The 26,491-nt window shown below is 62.2% G+C and carries 23 protein-coding genes; 9 read left to right on the top strand and 14 right to left on the bottom strand.

Going from position 1 to position 26,491, the window contains the following annotated elements:
- The 6 genes from IG629_RS16975 to IG629_RS16950 all read right to left on the bottom strand — a co-directional run bounded on the left by IG629_RS16975 (position 1) and on the right by IG629_RS16950 (position 4,848).
- Entirely contained in the window at positions 1–600 is a 600-nt protein-coding gene (locus IG629_RS16975; RefSeq protein WP_193173117.1) for an energy-coupling factor transporter transmembrane component T family protein, read from the bottom strand.
- The gene (locus tag IG629_RS16970) at positions 597–1,271 is read right to left on the bottom strand and encodes an energy-coupling factor ABC transporter ATP-binding protein (RefSeq protein ID WP_193173116.1); all 675 of its coding nucleotides are present in this window, start codon (positions 1,269–1,271) and stop codon (positions 597–599) included. Before IG629_RS16970 ends, IG629_RS16975 begins: the two co-directional genes overlap by 4 nt.
- 108 nt (positions 1,272–1,379) lie before the next feature.
- Positions 1,380–2,162 carry an ABC transporter ATP-binding protein gene (locus IG629_RS16965; RefSeq protein WP_193173115.1) on the bottom strand — a complete coding sequence of 261 codons (783 nt, stop codon included), beginning with the start codon at positions 2,160–2,162 and terminating at the stop codon, positions 1,380–1,382.
- Positions 2,159–3,223, bottom strand: coding sequence for a FecCD family ABC transporter permease (locus IG629_RS16960; RefSeq protein ID WP_193173114.1), 1,065 nt, complete (start codon positions 3,221–3,223; stop codon positions 2,159–2,161). Before IG629_RS16960 ends, IG629_RS16965 begins: the two co-directional genes overlap by 4 nt.
- A 70-nt stretch (positions 3,224–3,293) precedes the next feature.
- The gene (locus tag IG629_RS16955; protein ID WP_193173113.1) at positions 3,294–4,415 is read right to left on the bottom strand and encodes an ABC transporter substrate-binding protein; all 1,122 of its coding nucleotides are present in this window, start codon (positions 4,413–4,415) and stop codon (positions 3,294–3,296) included.
- 55 nt (positions 4,416–4,470) lie between these two features.
- Complete coding sequence (locus IG629_RS16950; protein WP_193173112.1) at positions 4,471–4,848, bottom strand: DUF2946 family protein; 378 nt, start codon at positions 4,846–4,848, stop codon at positions 4,471–4,473.
- Positions 4,849–5,086: 238 nt separating this feature from the next.
- Here IG629_RS16950 and IG629_RS16945 point away from each other — a divergent pair, with 238 nt between their 5' ends.
- The 5 genes from IG629_RS16945 (at position 5,087) to pstB (ending at position 12,436) form a co-directional block, all read left to right on the top strand.
- The gene (locus IG629_RS16945) at positions 5,087–8,164 is read left to right on the top strand and encodes a hybrid sensor histidine kinase/response regulator (RefSeq protein WP_193173111.1); all 3,078 of its coding nucleotides are present in this window, start codon (positions 5,087–5,089) and stop codon (positions 8,162–8,164) included.
- Between the two features lie 17 nt (positions 8,165–8,181).
- The gene (locus IG629_RS16940; RefSeq protein WP_193173110.1) at positions 8,182–8,604 is read left to right on the top strand and encodes a response regulator; all 423 of its coding nucleotides are present in this window, start codon (positions 8,182–8,184) and stop codon (positions 8,602–8,604) included.
- A gap of 258 nt (positions 8,605–8,862) precedes the next feature.
- On the top strand, positions 8,863–10,770 hold the full coding sequence (locus tag IG629_RS16935) for a PhoX family protein (RefSeq protein WP_193173109.1): 1,908 nt from the start codon (positions 8,863–8,865) through the stop codon (positions 10,768–10,770).
- A gap of 127 nt (positions 10,771–10,897) precedes the next feature.
- Complete coding sequence (locus IG629_RS16930; RefSeq protein WP_193173108.1) at positions 10,898–11,524, top strand: 2-hydroxychromene-2-carboxylate isomerase; 627 nt, start codon at positions 10,898–10,900, stop codon at positions 11,522–11,524.
- A gap of 51 nt (positions 11,525–11,575) precedes the next feature.
- Positions 11,576–12,436 carry a phosphate ABC transporter ATP-binding protein PstB gene (pstB, locus tag IG629_RS16925; RefSeq protein WP_404923906.1) on the top strand — a complete coding sequence of 287 codons (861 nt, stop codon included), beginning with the start codon at positions 11,576–11,578 and terminating at the stop codon, positions 12,434–12,436.
- On the opposite strand, the gene IG629_RS16920 is transcribed toward pstB, so the two are convergent.
- From IG629_RS16920 to hutI, 5 genes are all read right to left on the bottom strand, one after another.
- Positions 12,381–13,304 carry a protein-methionine-sulfoxide reductase heme-binding subunit MsrQ gene (locus IG629_RS16920; RefSeq protein WP_193173107.1) on the bottom strand — a complete coding sequence of 308 codons (924 nt, stop codon included), beginning with the start codon at positions 13,302–13,304 and terminating at the stop codon, positions 12,381–12,383. The genes pstB and IG629_RS16920 overlap by 56 nt on opposite strands.
- Positions 13,305–13,382: 78 nt before the next feature.
- Entirely contained in the window at positions 13,383–14,885 is a 1,503-nt protein-coding gene (locus IG629_RS16915) for an aromatic amino acid ammonia-lyase (RefSeq protein WP_193173106.1), read from the bottom strand.
- Complete coding sequence (hutU, locus tag IG629_RS16910) at positions 14,885–16,552, bottom strand: urocanate hydratase (protein ID WP_193173105.1); 1,668 nt, start codon at positions 16,550–16,552, stop codon at positions 14,885–14,887. The genes IG629_RS16915 and hutU overlap by 1 nt, the downstream gene beginning before the upstream one ends.
- A 15-nt stretch (positions 16,553–16,567) precedes the next feature.
- A complete protein-coding gene (hutH, locus tag IG629_RS16905) occupies positions 16,568–18,115 on the bottom strand; it encodes a histidine ammonia-lyase (RefSeq protein ID WP_193173104.1) in 1,548 nt (515 codons plus the stop codon).
- The gene (gene hutI / locus IG629_RS16900; RefSeq protein ID WP_193173103.1) at positions 18,112–19,311 is read right to left on the bottom strand and encodes an imidazolonepropionase; all 1,200 of its coding nucleotides are present in this window, start codon (positions 19,309–19,311) and stop codon (positions 18,112–18,114) included. The genes hutH and hutI overlap by 4 nt, the downstream gene beginning before the upstream one ends.
- 91 nt (positions 19,312–19,402) lie before the next feature.
- On the opposite strand from hutI, the gene IG629_RS16895 reads away from it, so the two are divergent.
- Positions 19,403–20,779, top strand: a complete 1,377-nt coding sequence (locus IG629_RS16895) for a formimidoylglutamate deiminase (protein ID WP_193173102.1) — start codon at positions 19,403–19,405, stop codon at positions 20,777–20,779.
- Positions 20,776–21,477, top strand: a complete 702-nt coding sequence (locus tag IG629_RS16890) for a UTRA domain-containing protein (protein WP_226886874.1) — start codon at positions 20,776–20,778, stop codon at positions 21,475–21,477. Before IG629_RS16895 ends, IG629_RS16890 begins: the two co-directional genes overlap by 4 nt.
- On the opposite strand, the gene IG629_RS16885 is transcribed toward IG629_RS16890, so the two are convergent.
- From IG629_RS16885 to IG629_RS16875, 3 genes are all read right to left on the bottom strand, one after another.
- On the bottom strand, positions 21,474–23,480 hold the full coding sequence (locus IG629_RS16885; RefSeq protein WP_193173101.1) for an ATP-binding protein: 2,007 nt from the start codon (positions 23,478–23,480) through the stop codon (positions 21,474–21,476). The genes IG629_RS16890 and IG629_RS16885 overlap by 4 nt on opposite strands.
- A gap of 22 nt (positions 23,481–23,502) precedes the next feature.
- Positions 23,503–24,441, bottom strand: coding sequence for a phosphate/phosphite/phosphonate ABC transporter substrate-binding protein (locus tag IG629_RS16880; protein WP_193173100.1), 939 nt, complete (start codon positions 24,439–24,441; stop codon positions 23,503–23,505).
- 139 nt (positions 24,442–24,580) lie between these two features.
- A complete protein-coding gene (locus IG629_RS16875) occupies positions 24,581–24,943 on the bottom strand; it encodes a MarR family winged helix-turn-helix transcriptional regulator (protein ID WP_226886873.1) in 363 nt (120 codons plus the stop codon).
- A 252-nt stretch (positions 24,944–25,195) separates the two neighbouring features.
- Between IG629_RS16875 and IG629_RS16870 the strand changes: the two genes are divergently transcribed.
- Together IG629_RS16870 and IG629_RS16865 are read left to right on the top strand one after the other, a co-directional pair.
- Positions 25,196–26,029, top strand: a complete 834-nt coding sequence (locus IG629_RS16870; RefSeq protein ID WP_193173099.1) for an alpha/beta hydrolase — start codon at positions 25,196–25,198, stop codon at positions 26,027–26,029.
- 3 nt (positions 26,030–26,032) lie between these two features.
- Complete coding sequence (locus tag IG629_RS16865; RefSeq protein ID WP_193173098.1) at positions 26,033–26,461, top strand: acyl-CoA thioesterase; 429 nt, start codon at positions 26,033–26,035, stop codon at positions 26,459–26,461.
- Positions 26,462–26,491 lie beyond the last annotated feature (30 nt).

The following is a 26,491-nucleotide window of genomic DNA, read 5'->3' as shown; positions in this document are numbered from 1 at the left end:
TTAGAGATCGATGCCCCGCGCCTCGATGGCATCGCTGATCTGTTCGGCACGGCGCAGGGTCAGTACCGTCATCGGAATCAGCAGGGCGAGCGGGTTGCGGTCCATGCCGCGGGCCTGTTGTGCCGCACGAACCGTCTCCCAGGTTTCTGCAAGTGCCGGAATGAACCGGATGGTCATGGCGAAAACAAGGCTGGCCTTTTCCGGGTCAAGCCCGAGCGGCGCAAACGGCTGGAGAGCACGTTCAAGCACGGCCATCAGGTCCGAGACGCGAGTGGTCAGAGTCAGAAGCAGGCCGCAGGCGATCATGATGGCAAACCGTAGCGTCAGGACGGCGCCCAGTTCGACCGTTGTGAACAGTGCATGTGCCGCAAAGAAGATCGCGAGGACGATCAGCAGCGGCCGGGCCTGATGAAGAATGTTCGCCAGCGGCAGGCGCGCGAGCAGAAAACCTGTCAGCGTCAGGGTAAAGCCGATGCCGAGCAACCGGATGTCGTCGGTCAGAAGGATCAGCAGCCCGGTCGCGAGCAGCAGGCCGAGTTTCCAGCCGGCGGACAAGGCATGGACCGGAGAGTCCCGGCGGACATAGAGCGTCAGTTTCACCCCGCCATCTCCCTGTAAGCAGCGATAGCGTCGAGCGCCGGACCGTCGAACGCGATGCGGCCGTCGGCCAGTATCAGAACGCGCTCTGCCGTCGCCGCAATCTCAAGATCGTGGGTGACGCAGATCACTGTCTGCTCCAGCGCATCGATGGCAGCCATCACGCGCTTCCGGTTTTTCAGATCGAGCAGTGTTGTCGGCTCGTCCAGCACCAGATAGCGGGGCCCGCGGAGCATGGAGTTGGCAAGCGCGAGCAGCTGCTTTTCACCGCCGCTCAGGCTGTGCGAGGGCTGATGCCGTAAATGGGTCAGCCCGTAGCTGTCCAGAATTTGTTCGACCCGGTCGTTCTCGGCCGCCGGGCTCAGTTTCAGCGCCTTCAGGCTGAAGCGGAGATCTTCGTCTACCAGCGGCATGACGATCTGGTTGTCCGGGTCCTGAAACAGGAACCCGACTTGCCGGCGCACATCCTTCGCGGCTTTCACCGTATCGAGGCCGTCCACGGTGACAGTACCGGTGCTTGGCCGGCGCAGACCGTTGATCAGCCGGGCGAAGGTCGATTTGCCGGATCCGTTCGCGCCGATCACGGCAATCCGCCGCTCACGCAGCGTCAGGGAAATGTCCGCGAGAACGGTCCGGTTGCCCGCCGTTACGCTGACAGTATCGAATATGATCAATGCAACGTCCTCTTCGCCGGTTCTCAAAACCAGGGCGCGAGCCGATATGCCGCGCGGTCATGAACCGGATAGGGAGTGCAGGGCTTCTGCCTGAGGAGGCGCGGGAATTCAAGCCGAAACGCGCTCTGGCTGCTCAATGACGGCATCGGCGAGGCCGGTCGGCGTGATGGCAAAACCACCAGAGGCAGTACGGCTGATATCGGCGGTGACCCCATACAGTGTTTCGATTGTCGAGGCTGTCATGACCGCTTCCGGGGTGCCTGTCGCCAGAATGCTGCCATCGGACAGGCAGATGATCTGCTCGGCGAAACGGGTCGCCAAACCAAGATCGTGCATGGCGGCAATGGCGAGAATGCCATGCTCCCGGCAATGTTTTTGAACGATGTCGAGCACGAGGATCTGATGCCGGAGATCGAGCGCCGCCGTCGGCTCGTCGAGCAGCAGAACGTCTGGCGCGCGGACCAATGCCTGGGCCAGGAACACCAGCTGGCGCTGACCGCCGCTGAGATGATCCAGGGTCCGCGATTGCAGGTCCGTGAGCCCGAAGACGGCAAGGGCTTCGAGGGCTGCCATTCGGTCCTTCTCGGCGATCCGCAGGCCGAGACTGCGCAGCCGGCCAAGCAGTATCACCTCGAGAACAGTCAGGGCCGATGCCGTCCCTGTGTCCTGCGGCATGTAGGCAATTGCCTCTTCCTGCCGTGCGCCCGAGAGCAGGGAGACGGTTCCGCCGTGCGGCTGCAGCCCGGCTACCGCTCGTAGCAGGCTCGATTTGCCGGTTCCGTTCGGGCCGATCAGCGCGGCGCAGCATCCGGCAGGGAGTGTGAAGCTGATATTCCGCAGGATCTCTTTCCGGCCGTAGCTGAGAGAAAAGTCTTTCACGAACAAGGTCACCAGTAAGCCCTCCGTTGCTTCAGGATCAGCCCGAACAGGAAAGGCACGCCGATGATCGCGGTGACGATCCCGATCGGCACGATGGCGCCGGGTGCGATCAGCTTCGAGGCGATCGATGCGCCGATCATGATGCCGGCACCCGCGGCACCGGACAGCGGCAGCAACAGGCGCTGATCCTCGCCGACCAGCATGCGGGCGATATGCGGGGCGACCAGTCCGATGAAGCCGATTGTGCCGACAAAGGAGACGGCGCCCGCGGTCAACAGAGCGACGATGGCGAAGATCCGGAGCCGGAGCGGTTTGACTTTCACACCCAGGCTGGCCGCGCGCGCATCGCCGAGGCGAAGCGCCGTTAGCCGCCATAGGTCGGGGATAATCAAAAGTGCCCCCAGGACCAGGACAGAGCCGGACACCTTGACGCTGGTCCAGTCCGCTTTCAGCAGGCTGCCGAACACCCAGAACACGATCTCCTGCAGAATTTCCGGCGCGGCCATGTACTGCACCAGGGATTGCAGCGACTGGAACAGAAACAGGGTTGCGATACCGGCCAGGACCATGACCTCCGCGCTCATGCCGCGCTGCCAGGCAAGGCCGAGAACGAGCAGGGCCGCGAGCGATGCGGTGATGAACGCGGCCAGCGGCACACCAAAGGCGGACAAGGCGCCGAGGGAGAAACCGGTCAGGATGGCGATTGAGGCCCCGAGGCCGGCCGCCGCGGAAAAGCCGAGCGTGTAGGGACTGGCGAGCGGGTTTCCGAGGATGGTCTGCATCAGCGCGCCGCCAATCCCGAGGGACGCCCCGACGATCAGACCGGTCAGGGTCATGGGCAGCCGGATATCGTGCACGATCACGATTGTCATCGGGTCGCCCGCGCCATCAAGTCCTACAAGGGCGGCAAGCACGTCGAAGACATTCAGGAAAGACGGGCCGATCAACAGGTCGGCGACGGCGGCAGCGCAGACCAGGGCGATGCCGGAGAGCGCCAGGCCGAACCGCCGCGCCGTCAATGACTTGTAGTCATCGCGGCCCATGGCAGGGGCCTGCTGGAGCGAATGCGTCATACTTTTGTCACCTTGAAAGAAGTGAGCTGCCCCCGGCGGTACGGTCCGAGCCGCCGGGAGCGTGCGCAGGTCAGTCCAGCTTCAGCATGAAGCTTCCGTTGGCTTTGACGGGCAGCCATTTCTCATAGAAGCGCCGGTGGTTTTCCTGCGGATCGACATCGGCAAAGGCGTCAGGGTGCAGAGCCTTGGCGATGAACTGCAGGAAAGTGTAGTCGTACAGGGTCCGCGCGCCGCCATGATAGACGGCATAGATCTCGTTGTTCCGGGTTGCGGGCAGATCCGGCCATCCGGGGCGGGACCGGTATGGTGTCGCTCGCGTCCGCGTCAGCGTCTCGTCGACGCCGAAGCCCATCAGAACCGCCTGATCCCGACTTGCCCAGCCGGAGCCTGCGAGCAGGACCATTTCCGGCTTCGAGGCGAGTACATATTCGGGGCTGAGAGCGCCCCAGTTTGTGATCTGACCGTTGGCGATATTGTCTCCGCCGGCGAGGTCGATCACGCCGCCCCACATCCGTCCTGCATAGCTGTTGTCGTATTCCGAAGCCCCCTTGCGGGCGAGTTCGACATAGACCCGCTTTTTCGGCCCGGTTGCCTTGGCCACGCGGGCGAGAACATCGTTGAAGGCGTTCTCGTATTCATTGGCCAATTGTTCCGCGCGGTCTTCGGAGGCCATGACGGTTCCGATAAGCCGTGCACTCGCCAGATGCTTTTCGAGGGTCTGTGCATTGAAGTCGGCGGCGACCACGGGGATGCCCGCTTTCTCCAGCTTGTCGACGGCATTGCCCATGCTGCGGAATTGCCAGGCGGCGACGATCGCCACGTCCGGTTTCGCTACCAGAGCAGCTTCGAGATTGAAGGTTCCGGACTCGACCTCGCCGATATCGACGAGAGTCTCGAGGCCTGGCTCGACCGTGCTGTAGGCCTTCCACTGCAGATTACGCCAGCCCTCCCAGGTGTCGCGGGAGATGGCGACGACGCGCTCATAGGCGCCGGGTCCGACGATGGCGTAGAAATCCTCGAAATAGAAACCGAGAAGCACGCGTTTGGCGCCATGCGGGACGGTGACGGTCCGGCCCAGAGTATCCGTCACGGTGACGGTTTCGGGCGCGGCGGATGCCGTTGTCGGAACGGCAACAAGGGATGCGGCGGCGAGGGCCAGACAGGCCCCGGCCGCACGAAGGGTGCGGAGCATTGGGTTTTTCCTTTTGTGATAGCTGATCGCGGTGCCGGAGCACCTGTTGGATGGATCAGGTCACAGCAGGAGGGGCACGCGTCGGATGACGGCTCTGGGATGCCGTCAGACGGTGGTTTTGCGTGTCCGGTATCGCTTGCCGGGCGTGTCCGGATAACAGGCGGTGCGGGATGCCGTCCGCCGTTGGGGCCGGCAGAATGAAAGCACCGAAGGACTGGCACCAGTCGCAGGTCTTTGCACCGCCGGTCGCAGGAACGGGAACACCCTGCGCATCGAGAGCGACAGACTTGAGGCCCTCCGGAGTGCAGATCTGGACAATGCTCTCAGCCTGTCCGGAGCCGAGTGCGGCATAGGCGGCCGATGCCGGCGTGGAAAACACGCCGGTCATGGCGAATTGCACCGCGATCCAGAGGATCGCGGGGAGTAGCGCCAATGTCCGTTTCTGCCTCAGAGACTGCATGGCCTCACTGATGCCGGTGAAGATCGGCGGGCACAATGTCGCGCGGATGGATGAAAGGCAACGTCAAATCCGCAGGATCCGCGCCCGGGGTGGCCTCGGAATTCAACAGTTCCCTCCGGTAAAAAATTTGGCTCGCTCTCAATTATACGTGCATCATGGGGGCCAAAATAAACCTTAAGAGCGTCGGGCGTTTGATGTTTCTGGAGCGACCATGACACGGACCTCCGCCTCTTTTGCGGCTTTCCTCCTGATCCTCGTGTTCGGCAGCGGGATATCCTACTGGGTCTATGACAGGCAATACGGAGAGCTGGTTGCGGATGGTCGCTCTCAATTGTCCGTGGCGCGGGTTGCCTTCACGCGGGAGCTCAACCGTCTTTTCGAACCCGGCCCGGCCGTCTATCAGACCGTTACGGATGCCCGGCTGACCGAACTGCCGGACCGCGAAGTTGCGGACTTTTTCTTTGCCATCGCGACCGGTCCTGTCCAGCGCATACAGCAGATCAACGGGATCTATATCGGGTTTCCGGATGGCCGTTTCCTGCAGGTGCAGGATTTGCTGCCGTCTGGCCGGAGCGATGCTGAAGGACGGATGACCCGGCGCGTGATCGACGATCCGGCGGGGCAGCCGCAGGGGCACTGGTTTGCGCCGGCAAAGAAAACAGGGCGTTGGCGGGAGGCGGATATTCCGTCCGCGCCGTATGATCCAAGGAGCCGCCCCTGGTACGAGAAGGCCCTGGCGTCCGAAGGCGGTGTTTGGACCGCGCCCTATATCTTTGCATCCAGCGGTTCGCTTGGCGTGACCTACGCCCGCACGCTTTTCCATGACGACGGCACGCCCTGGGGCGTGCTGGGTGTCGATCTGTCTCTTTCCTCGCTTTCCCTGACGCTGGTTCATGCGGCTGAAACCTTGGCCGGGTTTGGCGAGCTGGTGTTCGCGACGGACCTTGCCGGGCGCATGCTCGCCCATCCGGATCTGGTCCATGCGAAGCCGGAAGAGCGGTTGGATGTGGAGGCCTTCCTGGAACGTTACCGGGCGCAGGATTCAGTTGAGCGCATCCTGATCGAGACCGTGCAGGATCCGGGTGCAGTCGAAGTCGTTGCGGCCGGCACTGCCGACTACCTCGCCACCAGGGCGGTGCTGGACCCGGACCTGGCCATGCCGATCAGCATCTATCTTGCCCAGGACATGGATACCGTCCTGGCCGATGCGAACGTCACCTTGATACGGAATGTCGGGTTGCTGTTCATTGCGATCGTCGCTTTCGGAACGATCTCGTTTTACGTGGTGAAACTCGGTGTCGAGGTGGCCGCACGCAAGAAGGCGGAGGCCGAGCTTGTCGAAGCACGCGACACGGCGGAAGCCGCCACCCGCGCCAAGTCGGCCTTTCTTGCCACCATGAGCCATGAGATCAGAACGCCGATGAACGGTGTCATGTCGATGGCCGAACTGCTCGCGCTCAGCAAGCTGGATGCAGAGCAGAGCAGCATGGCCCGGGTGATCCGCGATTCCGCCGGAGCCCTCCTGACCATCATCAACGATATTCTTGATTTCTCGAAGATCGAGGCTGGAAAGCTCGATATCGAGACGGTGCCGTTTTCGCTGATGGAGACGGTCGACGGCGCCGCCGAAATCATCGCCCAGAGAGCGGAAGAGAAGGGGCTCGGGCTGATCGTCGATATCCAGGCCGATCTCGCCGACCGGCGGCATGGCGATCCGACCCGCTTGCGCCAGATCCTGCTCAATCTCGGCGGCAATGCCGTGAAGTTCACGGAGCAAGGCGATGTGCGGATCACGGTCCGGGAACTCAAAGATCAGGGCCAAAGTCAGCGTAAAGGTTGGTTGCGCTTTGAGGTGACTGATACCGGCGTCGGGTTGACGGAGGAGCAATGCGGCAAGCTCTTCCAGCCTTTCGTCCAGGCGGATCAATCCACTGCCCGGAAGTTCGGCGGTACCGGTCTTGGTCTTTCCATCTGCCATCGGCTGGCGGACATGATGGGAGGTAGCATCGGTGTGTTGAGCTCTCCCGGCGAGGGCTCGACCTTCTGGTTTAAACTGCCGCTGGAAGGCGATGACGGGACGGTTCCGTCCCCGGAACACGACCTTTCCCCGGCGCGCGTCACTCTCGCCGGTCTTGGCCCGGGAGAGACCGAAGTCGCCGCCCGTTATCTGCGGGCGGGCGGCGTTTCCGATCTCGTCATATGCGGTGCATCAGGGCCGGATCCGGCGCCGGCCGATCTGGTGATTGCGGGCCTGCTGATGGCACCGGAAGATGCCCGGCGCCTGTGCAAACCGGGTGGCGCGCTCGTGCTCTGCGCCGGGCGCGAAACATTGGCGGGATTGTCGGCGACGGTCAAAGCCGCCGCGGCGATGCTGCTTGCCGAGCCGCTCACCCGCCCGAAGCTCTGGCGCGCCGTTGCGCTTGCCCTCGGCCTTGAGCGCGCCGATGAAGCGGCAGATGGACGGCCGGACCTGGCTTTCGCGCCGCCCCCACTCGATGAGGCGCGGGAGGCGGGTGCGCTCATCCTCGTTGCCGAGGACAATGCCACCAATCAGGCGGTGATCCGCAAGCTGCTGTCGCGCATGGGGTTTGCCTGCGAGATCGTCGGCGACGGTCGTGCCGCTCTGGCTGCTCTGGAGCAAGGCGACGGCTACGGCCTGTTACTGACCGACATCAACATGCCGGAGATGGACGGGTTTGCACTCGCCCGGGCCATCCGCGAACGGGGCGGTGCGACCGGAAATCGGTTGCCGGTCATTGCCCTCACAGCCGATGCGATGGTGGAAACCGAGACGGAATGTATGGCCGCCGGGATGGATGCATGTCTGACCAAACCGATAGACAGCAAGGCGCTCGGCGCGGTGCTCGCCTCTTACCTGCCGGAAGGCCTTCCCCTTCGGCGTGGCGCGGATATCGGGGAGCCCGGGGCAGAAGCGGTGATGCCGCCGAAATGGGACCGGGAAATCTTCGACCCGGCCTCGATGGAGGAGGCATTCGGTACTTTCAACGACGAGGCGAAGGAATTCGTTCTTTCCGCGCGCGGCGTTTGGGGAGGCAGGATCGAGGAGATCGGGGAGGCGATGCGCGCGGCCGATCATGGCGCCGCCCGTAATGCGGCACATTCCCTGAAAGGCGCCGCACTCTCGATCGGCGCCCTCCGGCTTGGCCGGATCGCGGGCGAAGTGCAGGACGCCCTCGACGGTGACGACGAGGTCATGGCGGGAATTATGGCCGAGCTGCTGCACCCGACACTCATCGAGTTTGATGAGACGGTCCAGCGCATATTCTAACAGTAGGGAAAAGGCGGATGGGTAACGGTGACTTCAACTACGATCTGATGAGCGTCCTCGTTCTCGAAGACGAATTTCACATCCGGAAATTGATCGTCAGACTGCTGCGCGAGATCGGGTTCGATTCGATCTATGAAGTCACCGACGGGATCGACGGCATGAAAGAGCTGTTGCGCGTCCGGCCCGATCTGATCTTGTGCGACATCCACATGGAACCAATGGGCGGGCTTAAATTCCTCGAAACGGTGCGCAGTCTGAAAACCAGTGAAGTTGCCAACCTGCCGGTAATTTTCCTGACCGCCGATGCGGATGTCGACACGGTGCTCAAAGCCAAGGAGCTGCGGGTCGACGGCTATATTACGAAACCGTTCTCTCTCGCCCATCTCAAGATCAAGATCGACACGGTCCTGACGGAACATGCGGCAACCTCCGGCGATTGAAGGCGTGGCGCCCGGGTTTGCGTGAGCACCGATTTGCCTGATCGCAGACGCGCGGACCCCTGCTGTCAAAATCGCGCACATATTCAAAATATTCGATATTTGGGGATTTGTTCCCCGCCTCTGTCATATTTGAATAACGCACCATCGATACCTTCGACCCTCGCTGGAACGTCTCGGCCTCAAACAGGAGGCCGATGGCAGGGCACAGTCCGCGAAACGGCTGGCCGATCAACCAACTCAATGGTGTGAGGGTGAGATATGACAAACGGTACGAATGAAACTGCGGTCGTGCAGGACCACGATCTCTCATTTGACGACTGGGACGACGTGAATTCTCCGCGTCCGGAGCTTTGCGATTTCGATCATGTGGTCGACAAAGCGATGAGCCGTCGTGGCTTTCTCGGCGCGTTGACCGTGTTCGGCGCTTCAAGCTTCCTGATGGGCACCTCCGCGCTGACGCCGGCCGAGGCGGCTTCCCGCCTTTCCTTCGAGCAGGTGGCGGCAAACACGCTGGACACCATCACGCTTCCGAAGGGGTACAACTGGAACGTTGTCACCACCTGGGGGCAGCCGCTCTGGTCTCACGGCGCCGAATTCGATCAAGCGACCCGGGGCACGGGCGAAACACAGGAATTCGCTTTCGGCGACAACAATGACGGCATGGCCCTGTTTGTTTCCGGCGGCAAGAATGTCCTCGCTGTGAACAACGAATACACCAACCGCTCGATCATTTACGGCGGTCGGGAGAGCAAGCTGCCGGAAAACGCCGACGATGTGCGCAAGGGCAAGGCCGCGCACGGCGTCAGTGTCATGGAAGTCGAGGAGCAGGATGGCCGCTGGAACGTCGTGATCGATTCGCCGCTGAACCGACGCATCACTGCCGATACGCCAATGGACCTGACTGGCCCGGCGCGCGGCCACGACCTGCTGAAGACCGCCGCCGACCCGAGCGGCACCACCTCGCTCGGTACCTGGAACAATTGCGGCAACGGCCGTACCCCGTGGGGCACCTATCTTGCCTGTGAGGAGAACTTCAACGGTTACTTCTCCTCCAGCGATGAGGCCTACAAGCCGAGCGCCGAGCTCAGCCGTTATGGCGTGAAGACAAAGGACTGGGGCTACGCCTGGGCGACCGCAGACGAGCGCTTCGATATCTCCAAGCACCCGCATGAGCCGAACCGTGCTGGTTATATTGTCGAGATCGATCCGATGGATCCGACCTCGACCCCGAAAAAGCGCACCGCCCTTGGCCGCTTCAAGCACGAGAACGCCGAAGTCGTGGTCGCGGCGAACGGTCAGGTCGTCGTCTATATGGGCGACGATGAGCGCGGCGAGTTTCTCTACAAATTCATCTCGGACGGTACCTATGCGGTGGGTGGTGACAATTCCGACCTGCTCGATACCGGTTCTCTCTTCGTCGCCAAGTTCAACGAGGACGGCAGTGGCGAGTGGCTGGCGCTCACCCCGGAAACCACGGGCATGTCCGCACCGGAAATCGCAATCCATACCCGGATCGCGGCTTCGAAAGTCGGGGCGACTACCATGGATCGGCCGGAATGGGTTTCCTCCCATCCGAAAAAGGCCGAGGTCTATTGCTGCCTGACCAACAACAAGAACCGTGGCGTGAAGCCGAATGCCGGTGGTGACGACACCTCCGCCAACGGTCCTAACCCGCGCGACAAGAACAATTATGGTCAGATCGTCCGCTGGCAGCCGGAAGGCGGCGACCATGTCGCGAGCGGTTTCAACTGGAACCTGTTCGTGCTTGCCGGCAACCCGACGGTTCATTCCGACGCCTATGCCGGCTCCGGGAACGTCAATGCCGACAACATGTTCAATTCCCCGGACGGTCTTGCCTTCGACAGCACCGGCCTGCTCTGGATCCAGACGGACGGCAACTACAAGAACGAAGGCGACTTTGCCGGCATGGGCAACAACCAGATGCTGGTCGGCGATCCGGAAACCGGAGAGATAAAGCGTTTCCTCGTCGGCCCCAAGGAGGCCGAGGTTACCGGCATCACCTGGAGCGCCGACCGCAAGACGCTTTTTGTCGGCATCCAGCATCCGGGCGAGAAGGGCAACAGTCACTTCCCGGGCGGTGGTGGCTCGGTGCCGCGCTCATGCGTCATCGCCATCAAACGTGACGATAACGGCCTGATCGGCTAGTCTTGCCGAAGCCTGAATCTGACGGCCGGTCGCATCTGCGGCCGGCCGTTTGCGTTTCATATCCTTCTCGAAGCGGGACGCGTTGCTGGTTAGGGTATGTGTCCTTGAGCGATTTTCCGGACTTCCCATGAAACGCATTGAATATTTTTACGCGGCCTATTCCGGCTATGCCTATATCGGCTCGTCTCTCTTGCAGGAGATCGCGGTCAAGGCGGGGGCAACACTCGTGCACCGGCCGTTTTTCCTCGGCGATCTGGTGCGTGCCCGGGGTAACGCGGGACGGGTTCGTGAGGAAACTTACAGCGCCTACTGGTTCGGACGCGAAATCGAGCGCTGGGCGGAGTATCGCGGGGCCAGAATCATCAAGCGACGGCCGACATATCACCACGAATCCTACGAGATGGCGAACCGGATGCTGATCGCCAGTGGTGAGACCGGGCAGGGAACGGACCGGCTGGCGCATGCCTTTCTGGAAGCGCATTGGGCGGAGGATGCGGACCTGTCAAAGCGCGAGACGCTGCTCGCCATTGCGGCTTCGGTGGGCATGGATGGGGCGGACCTGTTTGAAACCGCCGGCGCGGAAGAGATTGCCGCACAGCACCGCGTGAACACCGAGGAGGCTATCGCCCGGGGCTTCTTCGGCTCCCCGACCTATGTGGTCGATGGCGATCCGTTCTATGGCCAGGACCGGCTCGAGCTGGTGGCGCGGGCACTGGAAAAGCCCTTCGCGAACGACTGGGTTCTGCCATCCTAGAGGCCATGCCGGAAGTATGAAACTTGCACTCGGTTCGGGATCTTTTGATGTATGTCAAAGGCCCGTAACGGGAAACCTGTACACTCCCGTGTCATGACGAAATATCTGTTCGAGCAGAATCTGAATTTCCCGGACGGGCATCATCACGCCGACAGGCAGGTGAAGATGCAATGCCGGGATGTAAGCTTCTGGTACGGTAAAAAGCAGGCGCTGGACCGGGTCAATCTCGACCTTTACGACCGTGAGGTGACCGCTTTCATCGGGCCTTCGGGATGCGGCAAGTCGACCATGCTGCGGTGCCTGAACCGGACGAACGAAATCCTGCCGGGGACCCGTCTCGAAGGCACCATCACCCTGGACGGTCAGGATATCTACGATCCCGCACTTGATCCGACGGAGGTGCGCCGGCGTTTCGGCTGGGTGGCGCAGAAGCCGAACCCGTTCCCGTCCTCGATCTTCGACAATATCGCCTATGGCCCCCGGATCCGCGGCATGGCCCGGGATGGTGACGAACTTCGCGACGGCGTGCGGAGTTGCCTGGAGCGGGTGGGCATGTGGGAGGAAGTGAAGGACCGGCTGTCGGAGCCCGGAACCGATCTCTCCGGCGGGCAGCAGCAGCGACTCTGCATCGCCCGGGCGATCGCCTATGAGCCGGATGTCATCCTGATGGATGAGCCCTGTTCCGCGCTGGACCCCCATGCGACGGACCTGATCGAGCAGTTGATCGGGGAGCTGAAGACCGATTTCACCATCGTCATCATCACCCACAATTTGCGGCAGGCGGCCCAGGTCGCCCAGCGCACCGGATTTTTCCATCTCGGTGAGCTGGTAGAGATTGGCGACACGGAAACGCTGTTCAACGCGCCGGACGACCGCCGTTGCCGGGATTATATTGGCGGCCGCTACGGCTGATTGCTTCGGCTCGCTGTCGCCGGATCACCGCTGCGATTGCTATGGCAAGGCCAGTACCCAGCACCCACCAGGCAGGTCGAATGCCAATCCCAAGATCGAATTGCGACTGAAGCATGACCGAGAGTGGGACGTTATGTTTGAGCGAGATGCCGATACTCTCGCCAATGCCTGTCAGCAGGGCAGCACCGACGGCCAAAAGCACCAGTCCCTTGAGTGCCGGATCACCCAGACGCCAGCGCCATAGCCGATACAGCATCAGCCAGACAAACAAACCGCTGAACAGGATCGGCTCGGTCACATCGTTCTTGGATTGCAGAAAGAAATGCACCAGAGCGAGCAGGCCGATCGGATAGACCAGCTTGTGCAATGCCTGCCAGCGCCTGCCGCCGAGGCGCCGGATCATGGCGTCCGTCGATGTCGCGGCGAGGGCGGCGAGGCCGAGCAGGGCAACGAAGCCGATGGTCAGATAAAACCGGACTGCAATCTCGGTGCCGACCTTGAGCAGGTCCCAGGATTGCTGGCCCGCATACAGTGCGAGATGCAGGAGCACTGCGAGGAAGACGGAAACGCCGATCATCCGGCGCACGACGATCAGCCCGCTCCAACGCAGCGTGCGGCGCAGTGGTGTGACGGCCAGCGATGCCAGCAGGAATACCACAGACCACCAGCCGACCCGGTGGATGGCGACCTCCCACGGACGCGGTCCAAGGGTGCCGGACAGGCTGTCGAAAATCAGCAGCAGGGCCGGCGCCAGCAAGGCGAGGAAGGCGGCTAGTCTTGGCGGACAGATCCGCCCGGCCCGGTTCGTCCAGGGGAGATAGGCCGTAAGGGAACGGTTCAGTCCAGGGCTGCCGATAACAACACTCATGCGGTACTCTCTTCTTGCCTGCGCCGGAAATTCGCCGGTCCCGGTCAAGCTGGGCAGTTTCCGCACAGCCGCAACCCACTATTGCGTGACCTGGCTTCCCGGAGTGGCCGTTTCGGAGACGAAATCGCGCACTGCAGCGATGGTTTCGGCAAGACGGAACACCTCCTCACCCTCATGCCCGATTGGCAGGGTGGCGATGCAATTGTCGTAGAGAGTCCGCAGGCCCGCGCCCAGATCGGCGACCGGGATGCGGCGTCTGTGCACGGCCCAGCAGGCCACGGCGATTTCGAGCCCGATGATTTTCCAGCAGGCATCGATCTGCCGCGCCAGTTCGTGCACGGCGTGGACGGCATTGCTGGCGGTATCTTCGACCCCGTCCGCCACCTGTCCGGACGGATGCAGCAGATGCGGTTGCGCCCAGATCTTGACCGACGTGATCAGCGAAGCGGTGATGTGCCCGAGATTGAGGAACTGGACGCCGCCGACAGCCGAGTCTGCTTCCGCCAGCCCGATTGGCAGGCCGGAGAAGGCGGGCCATTGCTGTTTGTGAACCCGCTCGCCCGCCAGATCGGCCATCTTCGCCAGCGCCTGCCGCATGCCGTCGAGTGCGAGGGTCATCCGGGTGGTGTCCATGTTGCCGTGCGAATAGGCGGGGTTCGGCCCGATATTGACCAGGGGGTTGATCACCGTGCCGGCCAGCTCGTCATTCCAGACCTGTTCCAGCCAGGTCGCGCATTCCAGCCCGGCGCCGTTCACCTGGCCGGCATCGCGGAAGCTGAGGGGATCCTGCAGGAAGCGGGCGGCGCCCGGCTGCCAGAGAACACTGTCCGCCAAAGCCTCGCGCATGCGGGCGGCGGAGCGGGCCTGGCCTTGACGGCGATGCACGGAATTCACCGGCTCGGAGATCGCATCGAGGTTGCAGCGGAAGCCTTCCATGGTCATCGCGGCGGCGAGATCGAAGCCGCGCATCAGCTCGGAAAGCTCGGTGATGCAAAGCGCGCCGCTTGCCAGGCTGAGCGCGTTGCAATTGATCATCGCAAGCGCGTCCTTGGGGAAGGGAAGCCCTTGCTCGACAGCTTTCGGATGGGACAGCGCCCAGTCCGCGATCTGTGACAGCGGCACAAGGTCGGAGGCACCGATCGACCCGCTGGTATCGATGTTCGGCATCTCGTGCGCGGAGGCCATTTCCGCCATCAGCTCGATCAGCTCCAGAGAGGCACCGGAGGATCCCGAGGCCAGTTCATGCAGCAGCACGATGATCGTTGCCCGAACCACGTCCGGCTCGGCCGTCGGGCCCGGCACGCGGGTGCCATGCCCCCGTATCAGCCGCCGATTATAGGCGGCGGCCTCGTCCGCGCTGACCTTGTGCTCTTTCTGCGAGCCGACGCCTGTGTTGATGCCGTAGACCGGGGCGTCCCCGGAGAGAATCCGGTCCACTGCCTGCCGGGCTTCGCGGATACGCTCCTGCACGGCGGGCGCAAGGCTGAAGGATGTGGCATTTCGTGCCGCCGCCACCAGCCGCTCGCAGGTCAGCGGCGCTTCGCCGACGACGAAGCCGGATGTCTCTCTCCCGGCGCTCATCAGCGGATGGAAGGCAGGTTGAGGCCATGCTCCTTCGCGCAGTCCACGGCGATCTCGTAGCCCGCATCCGCATGCCGCATGACGCCGGTCGCCGGATCGTTCCAGAGCACCCTCTCCAGCCGCCGGTCCGCATCCTCGGTGCCGTCGCAGACGATGACCATGCCGGCATGCTGGGAGAAGCCCATGCCGACGCCGCCGCCATGATGCAGCGAGACCCAGGTGGCGCCCGAGGCCGTATTTAGCAGCGCGTTCAGCAGCGGCCAGTCGGAGACCGCATCGGAGCCGTCCTTCATGGACTCGGTTTCCCGGTTCGGGGAGGCAACGGAGCCGCTGTCGAGATGGTCGCGGCCGATCACCACGGGGGCTTTCAGCTCGCCGTTCCGGACCATCTCGTTGAAGGCGAGGCCGAGCCGGTGCCGGTCGCCGAGGCCAACCCAGCAGATCCGCGCCGGCAGGCCCTGGAACGAGATCCGCTCCCGCGCCATGTCGAGCCAGTTATGCAGATGCGTGTCGTCCGGCATCAGCTCCTTCACCTTGGCGTCGGTCTTGTAGATATCCTCCGGATCGCCGGAGAGAGCGACCCAGCGGAACGGGCCAACGCCGCGGCAGAACAGAGGCCGGATATAGGCGGGCACGAAGCCGGGGAAGGCGAAGGCGTTCTCCAGCCCTTCCTCCAGCGCGACCTGCCGGATGTTGTTGCCGTAATCGACGGTGGGGACGTCCCGTTCCGAGAAGGCGACCATCGCCGCCACATGCACTTTCATGGACGCGCGGGCGGCTTTCTCGACGGCTTTCGGATCGCTTTCCTGCTTCTCCCGCCACTCCGCGACGGTCCATCCCTGCGGCAGGTAGCCGTGCACCGGATCGTGCGCCGAGGTCTGGTCGGTGACGATGTCCGGGCGGATGCCGCGCCGCTCGATCTCCGGCACGATGTCGGCCGCATTGCCGAGCAGGCCGACGGATTTCGCCTCACCCGCCGCTGTCCAGCGCTCGATCATTTCAAGCGCCTCATCGAGGCTGGTGGCCTTCTCGTCGACATAGCCGGTGCGCAGGCGGAAATCGATCCTTGTCTCGTCGCATTCGACGGCAAGGCAGCAGGCGCCCGCAAAGACGGCGGCGAGCGGTTGCGCGCCGCCCATGCCGCCGAGACCGGCTGTCAGGATCCATTTGCCCTTCAGGCTGCCGCCATAATGCTGGCGTCCCGCTTCGACAAATGTCTCATAGGTGCCCTGCACGATGCCCTGGCTGCCGATATAGATCCAGGAGCCGGCCGTCATCTGGCCGTACATCATCAGGCCCTTGCGATCGAGCTCGTTGAAATGCTCCCAGGTGGCCCAGTGCGGCACCAGATTGGAGTTGGCGATCAGTACGCGCGGCGCGTCCTTGTGCGTGCGGAACACACCGACCGGACGGCCGGATTGCACCAGCAGGGTCTCGTCCTCTTCCAGCGCCTTCAGGCTGGCGACGATCCGGTCGAAATCGTCCCATGTCCGGGCGGCCCGGCCGATGCCGCCATAGACCACCAGCTCATGCGGGTTCTCGGCCACGTCCGGATGCAGGTTGTTCATCAGCATTCGCATCGGAGCTTCAGTGGTCCAATGCTTGGCGCTCAGCTCCGGGCCGGTCGGCGGGAAGATGTCGCGGGCATTCTTGCGGGGATTTGTCATGGTTTCGGCTCCGGTTTAGTAGCGGGCGGAAAGGGTCATCAGCGGGCCGTGCTCGGTGGCCTCCGCGACGGTTTTGTCGAGGATGCGTTCGGCGACAGCTTCGATATCGACCGCGACCTCGCGATCCTCGGTCAGGGTCGGCGAGACGGTGCGGATGGTGGAGACCGCGCGCTGCAGGGCTGCGCTGGTTTTCAGCGGGGCGCGGAATTCCACACCCTGTGCGGCGCAGAGCAGCTCGACGGCGATGATCCGGGTCAGGTTGTCGTTCATCCGCATCAGCCGGCGGGCGCCATGGGCGGCCATGGAAACATGATCTTCCTGATTGGCGCTGGTCGGTGTCGAATCCGTCGAGCAGGGATTGGCGAGATGCTTGTTCTCGCTCATCAGCGCGGCGGTGGTGACCTCCGCGATCATCATCCCGGAATTCAAACCGGGCTCCGGCGTCAGGAAGGCAGGCAGGTCGAAGGACAGCACCGGATCGACCATCAACGCGACGCGGCGCTGGGCGATGGCACCGATCTCGGCGATGGCGATGGCCATCTGGTCGGCGGCGAAGCCGACCGGCTCGGCGTGGAAGTTGCCGCCGGAAATGATCCGGCCGTCCTCGACCAGCACAAGCGGGTTATCGGTGACCGCGTTGGCTTCGATCTCCAGCGTGCGTGCGGCGTGGCGCATCATGTCGATGGCGGCGCCGGAGACCTGCGGGTGGCAACGAATGCAATAGGGGTCCTGCACGCGGGTATCGCCGAGCACATGACTTTCACGGATCTCCGATCCGTCCATCAGCGCCCGCATGGCCGCGGCGACATCGATCTGGCCGGGCTGGCCGCGAAGCGCGTGAATGGCTGGATGCAATGGCGCGGTGGAGCCCATGATGGCGTCGGTGGAGAGGGCTGCCGCAACCACACCCGCCTCGACATTTCGCCAGGCATGGGACAGGGCGGCCAGCGCGTAGGCAGTGCAGAACTGGGTGCCGTTGATCAGCGCCAGCCCTTCCTTCGGGCCAAGCTCGATTGGTGTCAGTCCCGCTGCGTCCAGCGCTTCCTTGCCCGGCATAATCCGGCCTTTGTACTCGGCCTTGCCCTCGCCGATCAGCACCGCCGCCATGTGGGCGAGCGGGGCAAGGTCGCCGGAGGCACCGACGGAACCCTGGCTCGGTACGATGGGGGTCACCCGGGCGCGCAACATTGCCTCGATCAGCTCGATCACTTCCCAGCGCACGCCGGAGGCACCGCGTCCGAGGGACAGCAGCTTCAATATCATCATCGCCCGCACGACCTGCGTCTCCGTCGGTGCGCCGACACCAGCGCAGTGGGAGCGGATCAGGTTGCGTTGCAGGGTCGAGGTGTCTTCCGGCGCGATGCGTACGGTGGCGAGCTTGCCGAAGCCGGTATTCACACCGTAGACGGCTTCATCTCCGTTGGCTGCCTGGGCGACAAGTGCAGCAGCCGCATCGACGGCGGGCTTCGCCGCCCGGTCGAGCCGGAACCGGTGGCCCTGGCCACGCAGGCCTTCGAGATCAAGCAGCGTGGTGCTGCCCGGCGTCAGGATGATGTCGCTCATGAAGTCCCCGCGAAAATGCGCTTGTGAAGAGGATTGAATCCGATGCGGTAGGCCAGCTCCGCCGGCTCGCTGACATTCCAGATGGCGAGATCGGCCCGCTTGCCGGCTTCGATGGTGCCGGCATCGTCGAGATCGAGCGCCTGAGCGGCGATCCGGGTTGCGCCTGCCAGTGCCTCCTCCGGTGTCATCCGGAACAACGTGCAGGCCATGTTCATGGCCAACAGCAGGGAGGTCAGTGGCGAAGAGCCGGGATTGCAGTCCGTCGCAATCGCCATTGGCACGCCCGCATCGCGCAGGGCCTGAACCGGTGGCAGCTGCGTCTCGCGCAACGTGTAGAATGCTCCGGGCAGCAACACGGCGACGGTGCCACTTTCGGCCATGGCGGCAATGCCGTCTGCGCCGAGATATTCCAGATGATCCGCCGACAGTGCACCGTAGCGCGCGGCCAGCGCCGTGCCGCCGAGATCGGAAAGCTGCTCGGCATGGAGTTTCACCGGCAGGCCGAGTGTTTTGGCTCGTTCGAAAATCCGCTCGATCTGCGCCGGGCTGAAACCGATGCCTTCGCAGAAACCGTCCACCGCATCAGCGAGGCCTTCTTCCGCTGCTTTCGTCAGGGCCGGCAGGCAGATCTCGTCGATATAGGCATCCGGCCGGTTCTTGTATTCCGCCGGTACCGCATGGGCGCCGAGAAAGCTCGTGCGGACACGGATCGGCCGCTCCCGCCCGATCCGCCGCGCGGCGCGCAGCATGCGCAGCTCGGTCTCGATATCGAGACCGTAACCCGACTTGATTTCGATGGTGGCGACACCTTCCGCCAGCAGCGCATCGATGCGGGGCAGGGCGTCGGCGACCAGCGCATCCTCACTCGCCGCGCGGGTGGCCGTCACGGTGGAGACGATGCCGCCGCCAGCGCGCGCCACTTCCTCGTAACTCGCGCCTTCAAGCCGCAGTTCGAACTCTCGGGCCCGGTTGCCGCCGAAGACGATATGAGTGTGGCAATCCACCAGTGCGGGGGTGATGAGCCGCCCGCCAAGATCCTCGCGCGGCCAGTGTGCAAAGTTGTCCGGCAGGCCCGCTTCCGGGCCTGCCCAGGCGATTTTCCCGTCCCACAGCGCGACGGCGCCGCTCTTCACCAGGCCATAGGCGCTGGTGTCTGGGAGCATGGTCGCGAGCGTGGTATTGCCGAGGATCTGCATGGCCGTCTGGTCCGAATAGAAGCTTGCCCGGAAGGCTGATTTGAATATTATGTCTATACATAATAATTGCTGTCAACAAGGAGACGCCACCGTGACGACGGTTTTCGCAGAGACGGTTCTGATGGAAGACGGCTGGCAGCGGGATGCGCTGGTCACGATCGATGGCTCCGGCCGGATCGGGACTGTCAGGACCGGCGAGGCTTCTGCCGCCGGTGGTGCGGACCATCGCGCCGCCGTGTTGCTGCCCGCCCCGGTTAACCTGCATTCCCATGCTTTCCAGCGTGCCATGGCCGGCTTGACGGAGGGGCGGGGGCCCGATCCGAAGGACAGTTTCTGGACATGGCGGCGGCTGATGTACCGCTTTCTGCAATCCCTGACGCCGGCGCATGTGAGCGCGGTCACGGCACTGGTGCAGATGGAAATGCTGGAAGCGGGCTATGCCGGATCGGTGGAGTTCCACTATCTGCATCATCAGGTCGACGGCACGCCCTATGCGGCCCTCGGCGAAATGAGCGAACGCGTCACAGAGGCTGCGGCGGAGACGGGCATCGGCCTTACCCTGGCGCCGGTTCTGTATCAGGTCGGTGGCTGTGACGGGCGTGCTCTCGGGCCGGGGCAGATCCGCTTCGGGAACGACCCGGATCGCTATGCGCGGCTGCTCGAAGAAGCCGAAACGTCTGTGGCGAAACTGACGGCTGATTGCGCCATCGGGGTTGCGCCACATTCTTTGCGCGCGGTGACGCGAGAGGCGCTTGCCGGTGCCGCAGCGCTGCGTCCGGACCGGCCAATTCATATCCATGTCGCCGAGCAGGTGGCCGAGGTCGAGGAGGTTGAAGCCGCCTGGGGCGCGCGGCCGATGGCCTGGCTCTTGGAGAACCATGCGGTCGACCAGCACTGGTGCCTGATCCATGCCACCCAGATGGAGCCGTCCGAGACCGAGGCGATGGCAAAGAGCGGTGCGGTCGCCGGGCTTTGCCCGATCACCGAATCCAGTCTTGGCGACGGGATCTTCGATGGTGTCCGGTATCGCGCGGCTGGCGGGAGCTTCGGTGTCGGGTCCGACTCGAATATCCGGATCTCGCTCAGCGAGGAGTTGCGGACGCTGGAATATTCCCAGCGGTTGCGGGACAAGGGACGCGCCGTCCTGGCCGAGCAGGAACGCTCCGCCGGGCGGGTGCTGTTCGAAGAGGCGGTACGGGGCGGCGCGCAAGCGGCCGGGCGGGATAGCGGGGCGATTGCGCCGGGACGGGTTGCCGATCTGGTGGCTCTGGACGGAGCCGCGCTCGATATTGCCGGGAGGACCGGGGACCGTATCCTCGATACCTTCATCTTCGCCGGTGACGACCGCTGGGTCCGTGATGTCTGGTCCGCTGGACGGCATGTGGTAAGAGACGGCCGGCACATTGCCCGAGACCAGATCCGGGCTCGCTACCGTGAAGCACTCCGTGATCTGGAGGACGCACTCTGACACAGTCAGCGCTCAAGTCCTGGCAAGGCATTCAGGCAGAGATCAAGCGCCGCATCGCCAACCGCGTCTGGCGGCCGGGTGAGCTGATCCCCGGCGAGATGGAGCTTGCGGCGGAATTCGGCTGTGCCCGGGCGACAGTGAACCGGGCTCTGCAGGGATTGGCCGACAGCGGGTTGCTGGAGCGTCGGCGTAAGGCAGGCACTCGCGTCGCGCTCGACCCGGTGCGCAAGGCAACGCTGGAAATTCCGATTACCCGGATCGAGGTTGAGGCTATGGGCTGCGCCTATCGCTTCGATATCCTGGAACGGAGGCGGGCGCGGTTACCGGCCGGGATCACGGAGATGATGGCGCTAACCGAAGCACCGGATGCGCTTCGCATCAAGGGGCTGCATCTGGCGGACGGTGCGCCTTTCCTCTACGAGGACCGGTGGGTCAATCTGCAGGCGGTGCCAGCATTCGCGGAGGCCGACTTTTCCGCAATCAGTCCGAACGAATGGCTGGTGCGCAACCAGCCCTTCACGCGCGGCGATATCGCATTTTCAGCCGGGAACGCGTCTGAAGAAGAGGCGGAGTGTCTCGCCACGGATGTCGGGGTTGCACTGTTCGTGATCGAACGTGTGACCTGGAGTGCCGAGATCCCGATCACTGTGGTTCGTCTTTCCTACCGACCGGGCTACAGGATGGCGACGACGGTCTAGGTGGCCACGACCTGTTCCGAGGCGATCAGCGGACAACGGATAGTGAAAGTTGTCCCGTTTCCACGGGACGAACTGCACTGGATCGTGCCTCCAAGAACCTGGGTCACCTGATTGAAGACGATGTGGAGGCCGAGCCCGGTCCCGCCATGCCCGCGGGCGGTGGTGAAGAAGGGATCGAAGATGCGTTTCACAGTATCCCTGTCCATGCCCTTCCCGTTATCCGAAATGGCCAAAACGGCATGGTTGTTTTCCTTGCGGGCCGAGATCTGGATTTTTCCGTCAGCATCAGTGTCGAATGCATGAATGACCGCATTGAGCACGATGTTGGTGACGATTTGGGACAGGGATCCGGGGAAAGTATCCATCGATACGCTCTGTTCACAATCAAGCGACAGAGAATGTCCGCTCTGGGCGAGCCTCGGTTTCATGCTCGTTGCAATCTCATCGAGATATTTCGCGAGATCAAAAGTCCTGCGGGCATCGCTGGACTGGTCCGCCGCGACTTGCTTGAAGCTCCGGATCAGGTCTGCGGCACGGAAGAGGTTGCTGGAGGTGATCTGCGCGGTTTCTTCAAGATCGGACAGTATCTGGTCGAGTTTCTGGCGCGAAACCGGTCCTCCGAGAATAGTTTCCCGGATCTTTCTGGATATCTCGAGCATATGGGAGCTTGCAGTGACCCCGATCCCGATCGGCGTGTTGATTTCGTGGGCGACGCCCGCAACCAGTCCGCCAAGCGACGCCATTTTCTCTGACTGGATGAGATCGGCTTCGGCCCTTTTTTGATCAGTGACATCGAAATGCCAGATGATAACTGCCGGGACTCCCTCAAACTCGATTGGGATGCCATCCAGCCACGACCACCAGAGCTTTCCATCAAGGGCGGCTCGTTCAATCACGATGTTGTTGAAACCCTCGCCTCTGGAGATAAGACCCAACACCAAATCTGCGTCTACGGCATGCCTGTATGTGATCATGAAATCGGTGGTTTCGATCGCCGCATCCGGATCCAGTCCGAACATCTGGAAGAACCGCTGGTTGGCGTACAACCGTTTCAGTGGCTCTTGCTGGACGACCGAGATACCGGCGGAAGAGCTATCAAGGATGCGACGAAGCCGACCTTCGCTCACTTCAATGGCCGCGCGCGATTCCCTGAGGTCCTCTTCTACCTGTTTGCGCTCGGAAACTTCCTTGATCAGATCCTTGGTCCGTGCCGAGACCAACTCTTCCAGATGATCCCGGTGATGACGCAATTCCGCCTCACGCTTTTCGACAGCGTCCGCGAGCGCGTTGAAGGAGTTGCCAAGACTCCCCAGTTCGTCGCCGCGATTTACGGCGATCCGGGTATCCGGCTTTCCTTCCCGGAGGTCGTTTGCGACTGAAACCATTTGCTGCAGGCTGGCTGTCATGCCGCGGGCCATGAAGAATGCGAACAGCATGCCGACCACTATTGCTGCGAGCGTATAGAGAATTCCATCCCTGGTGACGATATCGAGATTGCGGACAACATCATCCCGGGAGATAGCCACCCTGGCCCAGGCGATGTGTTGGCCATTGACCATAACCGGCGCGGCAACGTCGATCAGGTGATTGTTCTGATTGAGAACGAGCGTCGAACGCTCGGCGGCCAAGAGTGACAGGCTCCTTTCATCCTGGAGGAATTGGCCGACATATTGCCGATCGCTATGACCCAGAACGCGCGCCTCGGGACTTATGATCATCGCATAGATGAGGCCTGGATACCTGGACTGGGATGAAACGACTTCCTCCAGTCCAAGCACATCGTTCGCGAGCACCCAGGAAGTGCTGTTCGCTGCCATTGTTTCGGCGAGGCTTCGGGTCTGGGAAACGCCCTGCTCTGCAAGGAAGGCCTGCTGACGGATAACGAGGTCGAAGACAAAGATGGTCATCAGGACGGCATGTACGGCAATGATGCCAAGCATGAGCTGGCGTCGGATTGACGCTGTCCAGAGCCCCGCAATGCGGTGCCATAAACGATAGATCAAAATTCGACCCCTTGATCGATGCTTAGTGCGCCGGACGCACCGCCGTGTTGAACGTTGCGACGAATTCAACGACGGGCCGGTAGGTTTCGTTGGTGGCAGCCTCAAACTGCGAGAGGTCCATGCGCGAAAGGATTTCTTTGCCTTCGTTGTGAGTGTGCAGGGCGAACAGTACTGCTGCGACTTTGTCGACAACATCGCCCGGCACGTTTTCGTGAACGACCAGACCGTTATTGGGCAATGACTCGGTTTGCCATTTTACCTCCAATTCTTCCGCGAGTTCCGGGCGCTCTGCGGAAAGCAGTCGCCACGGTGGCGGCCATGTGGCGCCGGCGGCCGTATCGCCAAGGAATACATTCATGACCGAAGATTCCTGTGAGCCGACATAGCGGATGTCGATCTCCTTCATGACGTCGAGGCCGTGGGATTGCAGGTAGTACTGGGGCATCATCGTTGCTGCGAGGGCGGTTGGCGCTGGAAAACTGACCGCCTTGCTTTTCAGATCGCTGACATTTTCGATACCGGAATCTTTGCGGACAAGAATGATCCCTCTGAAGTTATGGTCGTCGCCCATTTTCCCGAAAACGCGGTAGCCATGTCCCAGTGAGTTGATCGTCTGGAACGGGTTGGGAAGGGAGAACTGGAACTTTCCCTCGTATAGTTTCTGGTCGTAGGCGGCGTAATTTCTGGATGCTTCGACACGAAACCGGGTGTCCGGGATCTGCTTTTCGAGGTGCCGCATCATCGGTCCGAAGATCTCGTGAAGGCGGGCTGGATTATGCAGCGGATGGATCCCGAAATTGTAGGCCGTTTGCTCACTGGAGGCGGCGATTTTTTCACCGAACTCCGGAGCGGAAGTTTGCGGCTGTGGATCGTCGCAGGCAGAGAGTCCGATCGCGAGGAAAAACGATGCGGTTACGCGGGCAAGCAAACAGGGACGTGACCCGTCTCGCGTTTTACGCATCTGTTTCCGTTTGAATTTCCCAGAATGTGTGGTGGAAAACTTCCTTGATCCGGACATTTCGCTCCTCCGGTTCGATTGCCGATCGACGGTCCCCGTTGAGTCCGAGAAGGATCATAGGTGGTGAGAAAACAAGAAATTGTTAACGCTGGGTAGAAGCGTTCTGTTTCCGTATTTCTGTCAGACGCTCAATGAGGAGGCTTGCATCCTCTTCCGAGATTGTCCGAAGAAGCCCATTGACCCAGCGTTCGTGCACGTCCGCCATATCGGCGAAAACGGCTTCGCCCTTGTGGGTCAGTCTTACCAGCGTGGCCCGTTTGTCTCCGGGCACTGGAAGCCGTTCCACCAATCCGTCCTGCACCAGCCGCTCGACGATCCCTGTGACATTGCCATTCGAGACCATCAGCTTTTCGGAAAGGGCGCTCATGCGGAGGCCGTTCTCACTGCGCTCCAACATGGCCAGGATTTCGAACCGCGGCAGAGTTTGGTCATAAGAGACTCGCATCTCCTCACGCAGGATATTCTCAACCGAACGAGTGGTTCGCAGAATGTTCAGCCAAAGCCGGAGCCGGGTTTTGCGTGTCTCTGCATTTTCCGCGAGACGTGTGCTTGGTGCTTGCGCCATTCGTGAATGTTAGGCTTTTGAATTAATTTCGCAGCAAAAAATTGAGTCTTAATTGAAACTGGCCGCCGGTTGGTGCGTCTCCTAGGATCGCGTTTAGACGCTTTGCTGGTAATTAACGTGAAATGGCGGCGCATGATTGCCGATTGGAACGATGCTTACGCGAACGGTCCGCACATTGCCGGAGCGGAGACCTACCCGCCGATGTGGCAGCAGTGGGCCGCTGCATTTCGAGATGAATTGGCTGACCGGGCGGAGCTCGATATCCCTTACGGAGAGGGCGCGCGTAACCGCTACGATCTGTTCCGGCCTGCCGGTCCGGCGACCGGACTGGCGCTGTTCATTCATGGCGGCTACTGGCGGGCTTTTGACAAAAGTACCTGGTCGCATCTGGCACGCGGCGCAGTCGATCGTGGCTGGGCCGTTGCCATCCCGAGCTATACTCTGGCGCCGGAAGCGCGCATTGCGGAAATCACGGTCGAGATTAGCCGGGCTATTGCGGCGGCAGCGGAGCGCGTCGACGGCCCCGTTCATCTTGCCGGTCACTCCGCCGGAGGGCATCTGGTCAGCCGCATGCTCTGCCGTAACGTGCCGCTGGATGCCGCGCTCCGGGCGCGAATCCGAAAGGTCGTCTCGATCAGCGGCCTGCACGATCTGCGCCCCTTGCTGAATCTTGAAATGAATGCCGATCTGAAACTCGACGAAGCCGAGGCTGCTGTAGAGAGCCCGGTTTTGCAGTACCCGGTGCCCGATGCCCGGCTGACCTGCTGGGTCGGCTCCGGCGAGCGTCCGGAATTCCTGCGGCAAAACGACCTTCTTGCCACTATCTGGGGCGGGCTTGGCGCCGAAACGGATAGTGTCCATGCCGACGGCAAACATCACTTCGACGTAATCGAAGATCTGGCGGACGCCACCTCGGATCTGACCCGGAGTTTCACCACCCGGGGCTTCACCAAAGGAGAATACTGACTTATGGCCGCTTTCCAGATGCAGCAGCATGTGCGCTTTCAGCATTGCGACCCTGCGGCGATGGTTTTCTATCCTCGCTATTTCGAGATGATCAATCTCACCGTCGAGGAATGGTTTCGCATCGGGCTCGATTGGGGCTTCCACCAAATGCACGAGGTTGACGACCGGGGAATTCCAACGGCCAAAATCGCTGTCGATTTCAGTGCCCCCAGTAGGCTGGGCGATGTGCTGGACTGGAGCCTCGTGGTCAAGCGGGTCGGAACGTCCAGTCTCGATGTCGAGATCGTTGCAAGCTGTGAAGGGGAGGTGCGCCTTACCTGCCGGTCAACCCTCGTGCAGTTCGTGAAAAGCACCGGTCGGCCGGTCGCCTGGGACGAGGAAATCCGGAATCGGATAAGTGAGTTCGCTGAACAGACAGCCACCAATCTCTAGTTTGATTGTTGGGTTTTTCGCAAAAATGTC

The organism is Nisaea nitritireducens (assembly GCF_014904795.1).
GTDB lineage: Bacteria > Pseudomonadota > Alphaproteobacteria > Thalassobaculales > Thalassobaculaceae > Nisaea > Nisaea nitritireducens.
The sequence above is the reverse complement of the archived record's forward strand: the minus strand, read 5'-3'. Positions and strand labels throughout refer to the sequence as shown.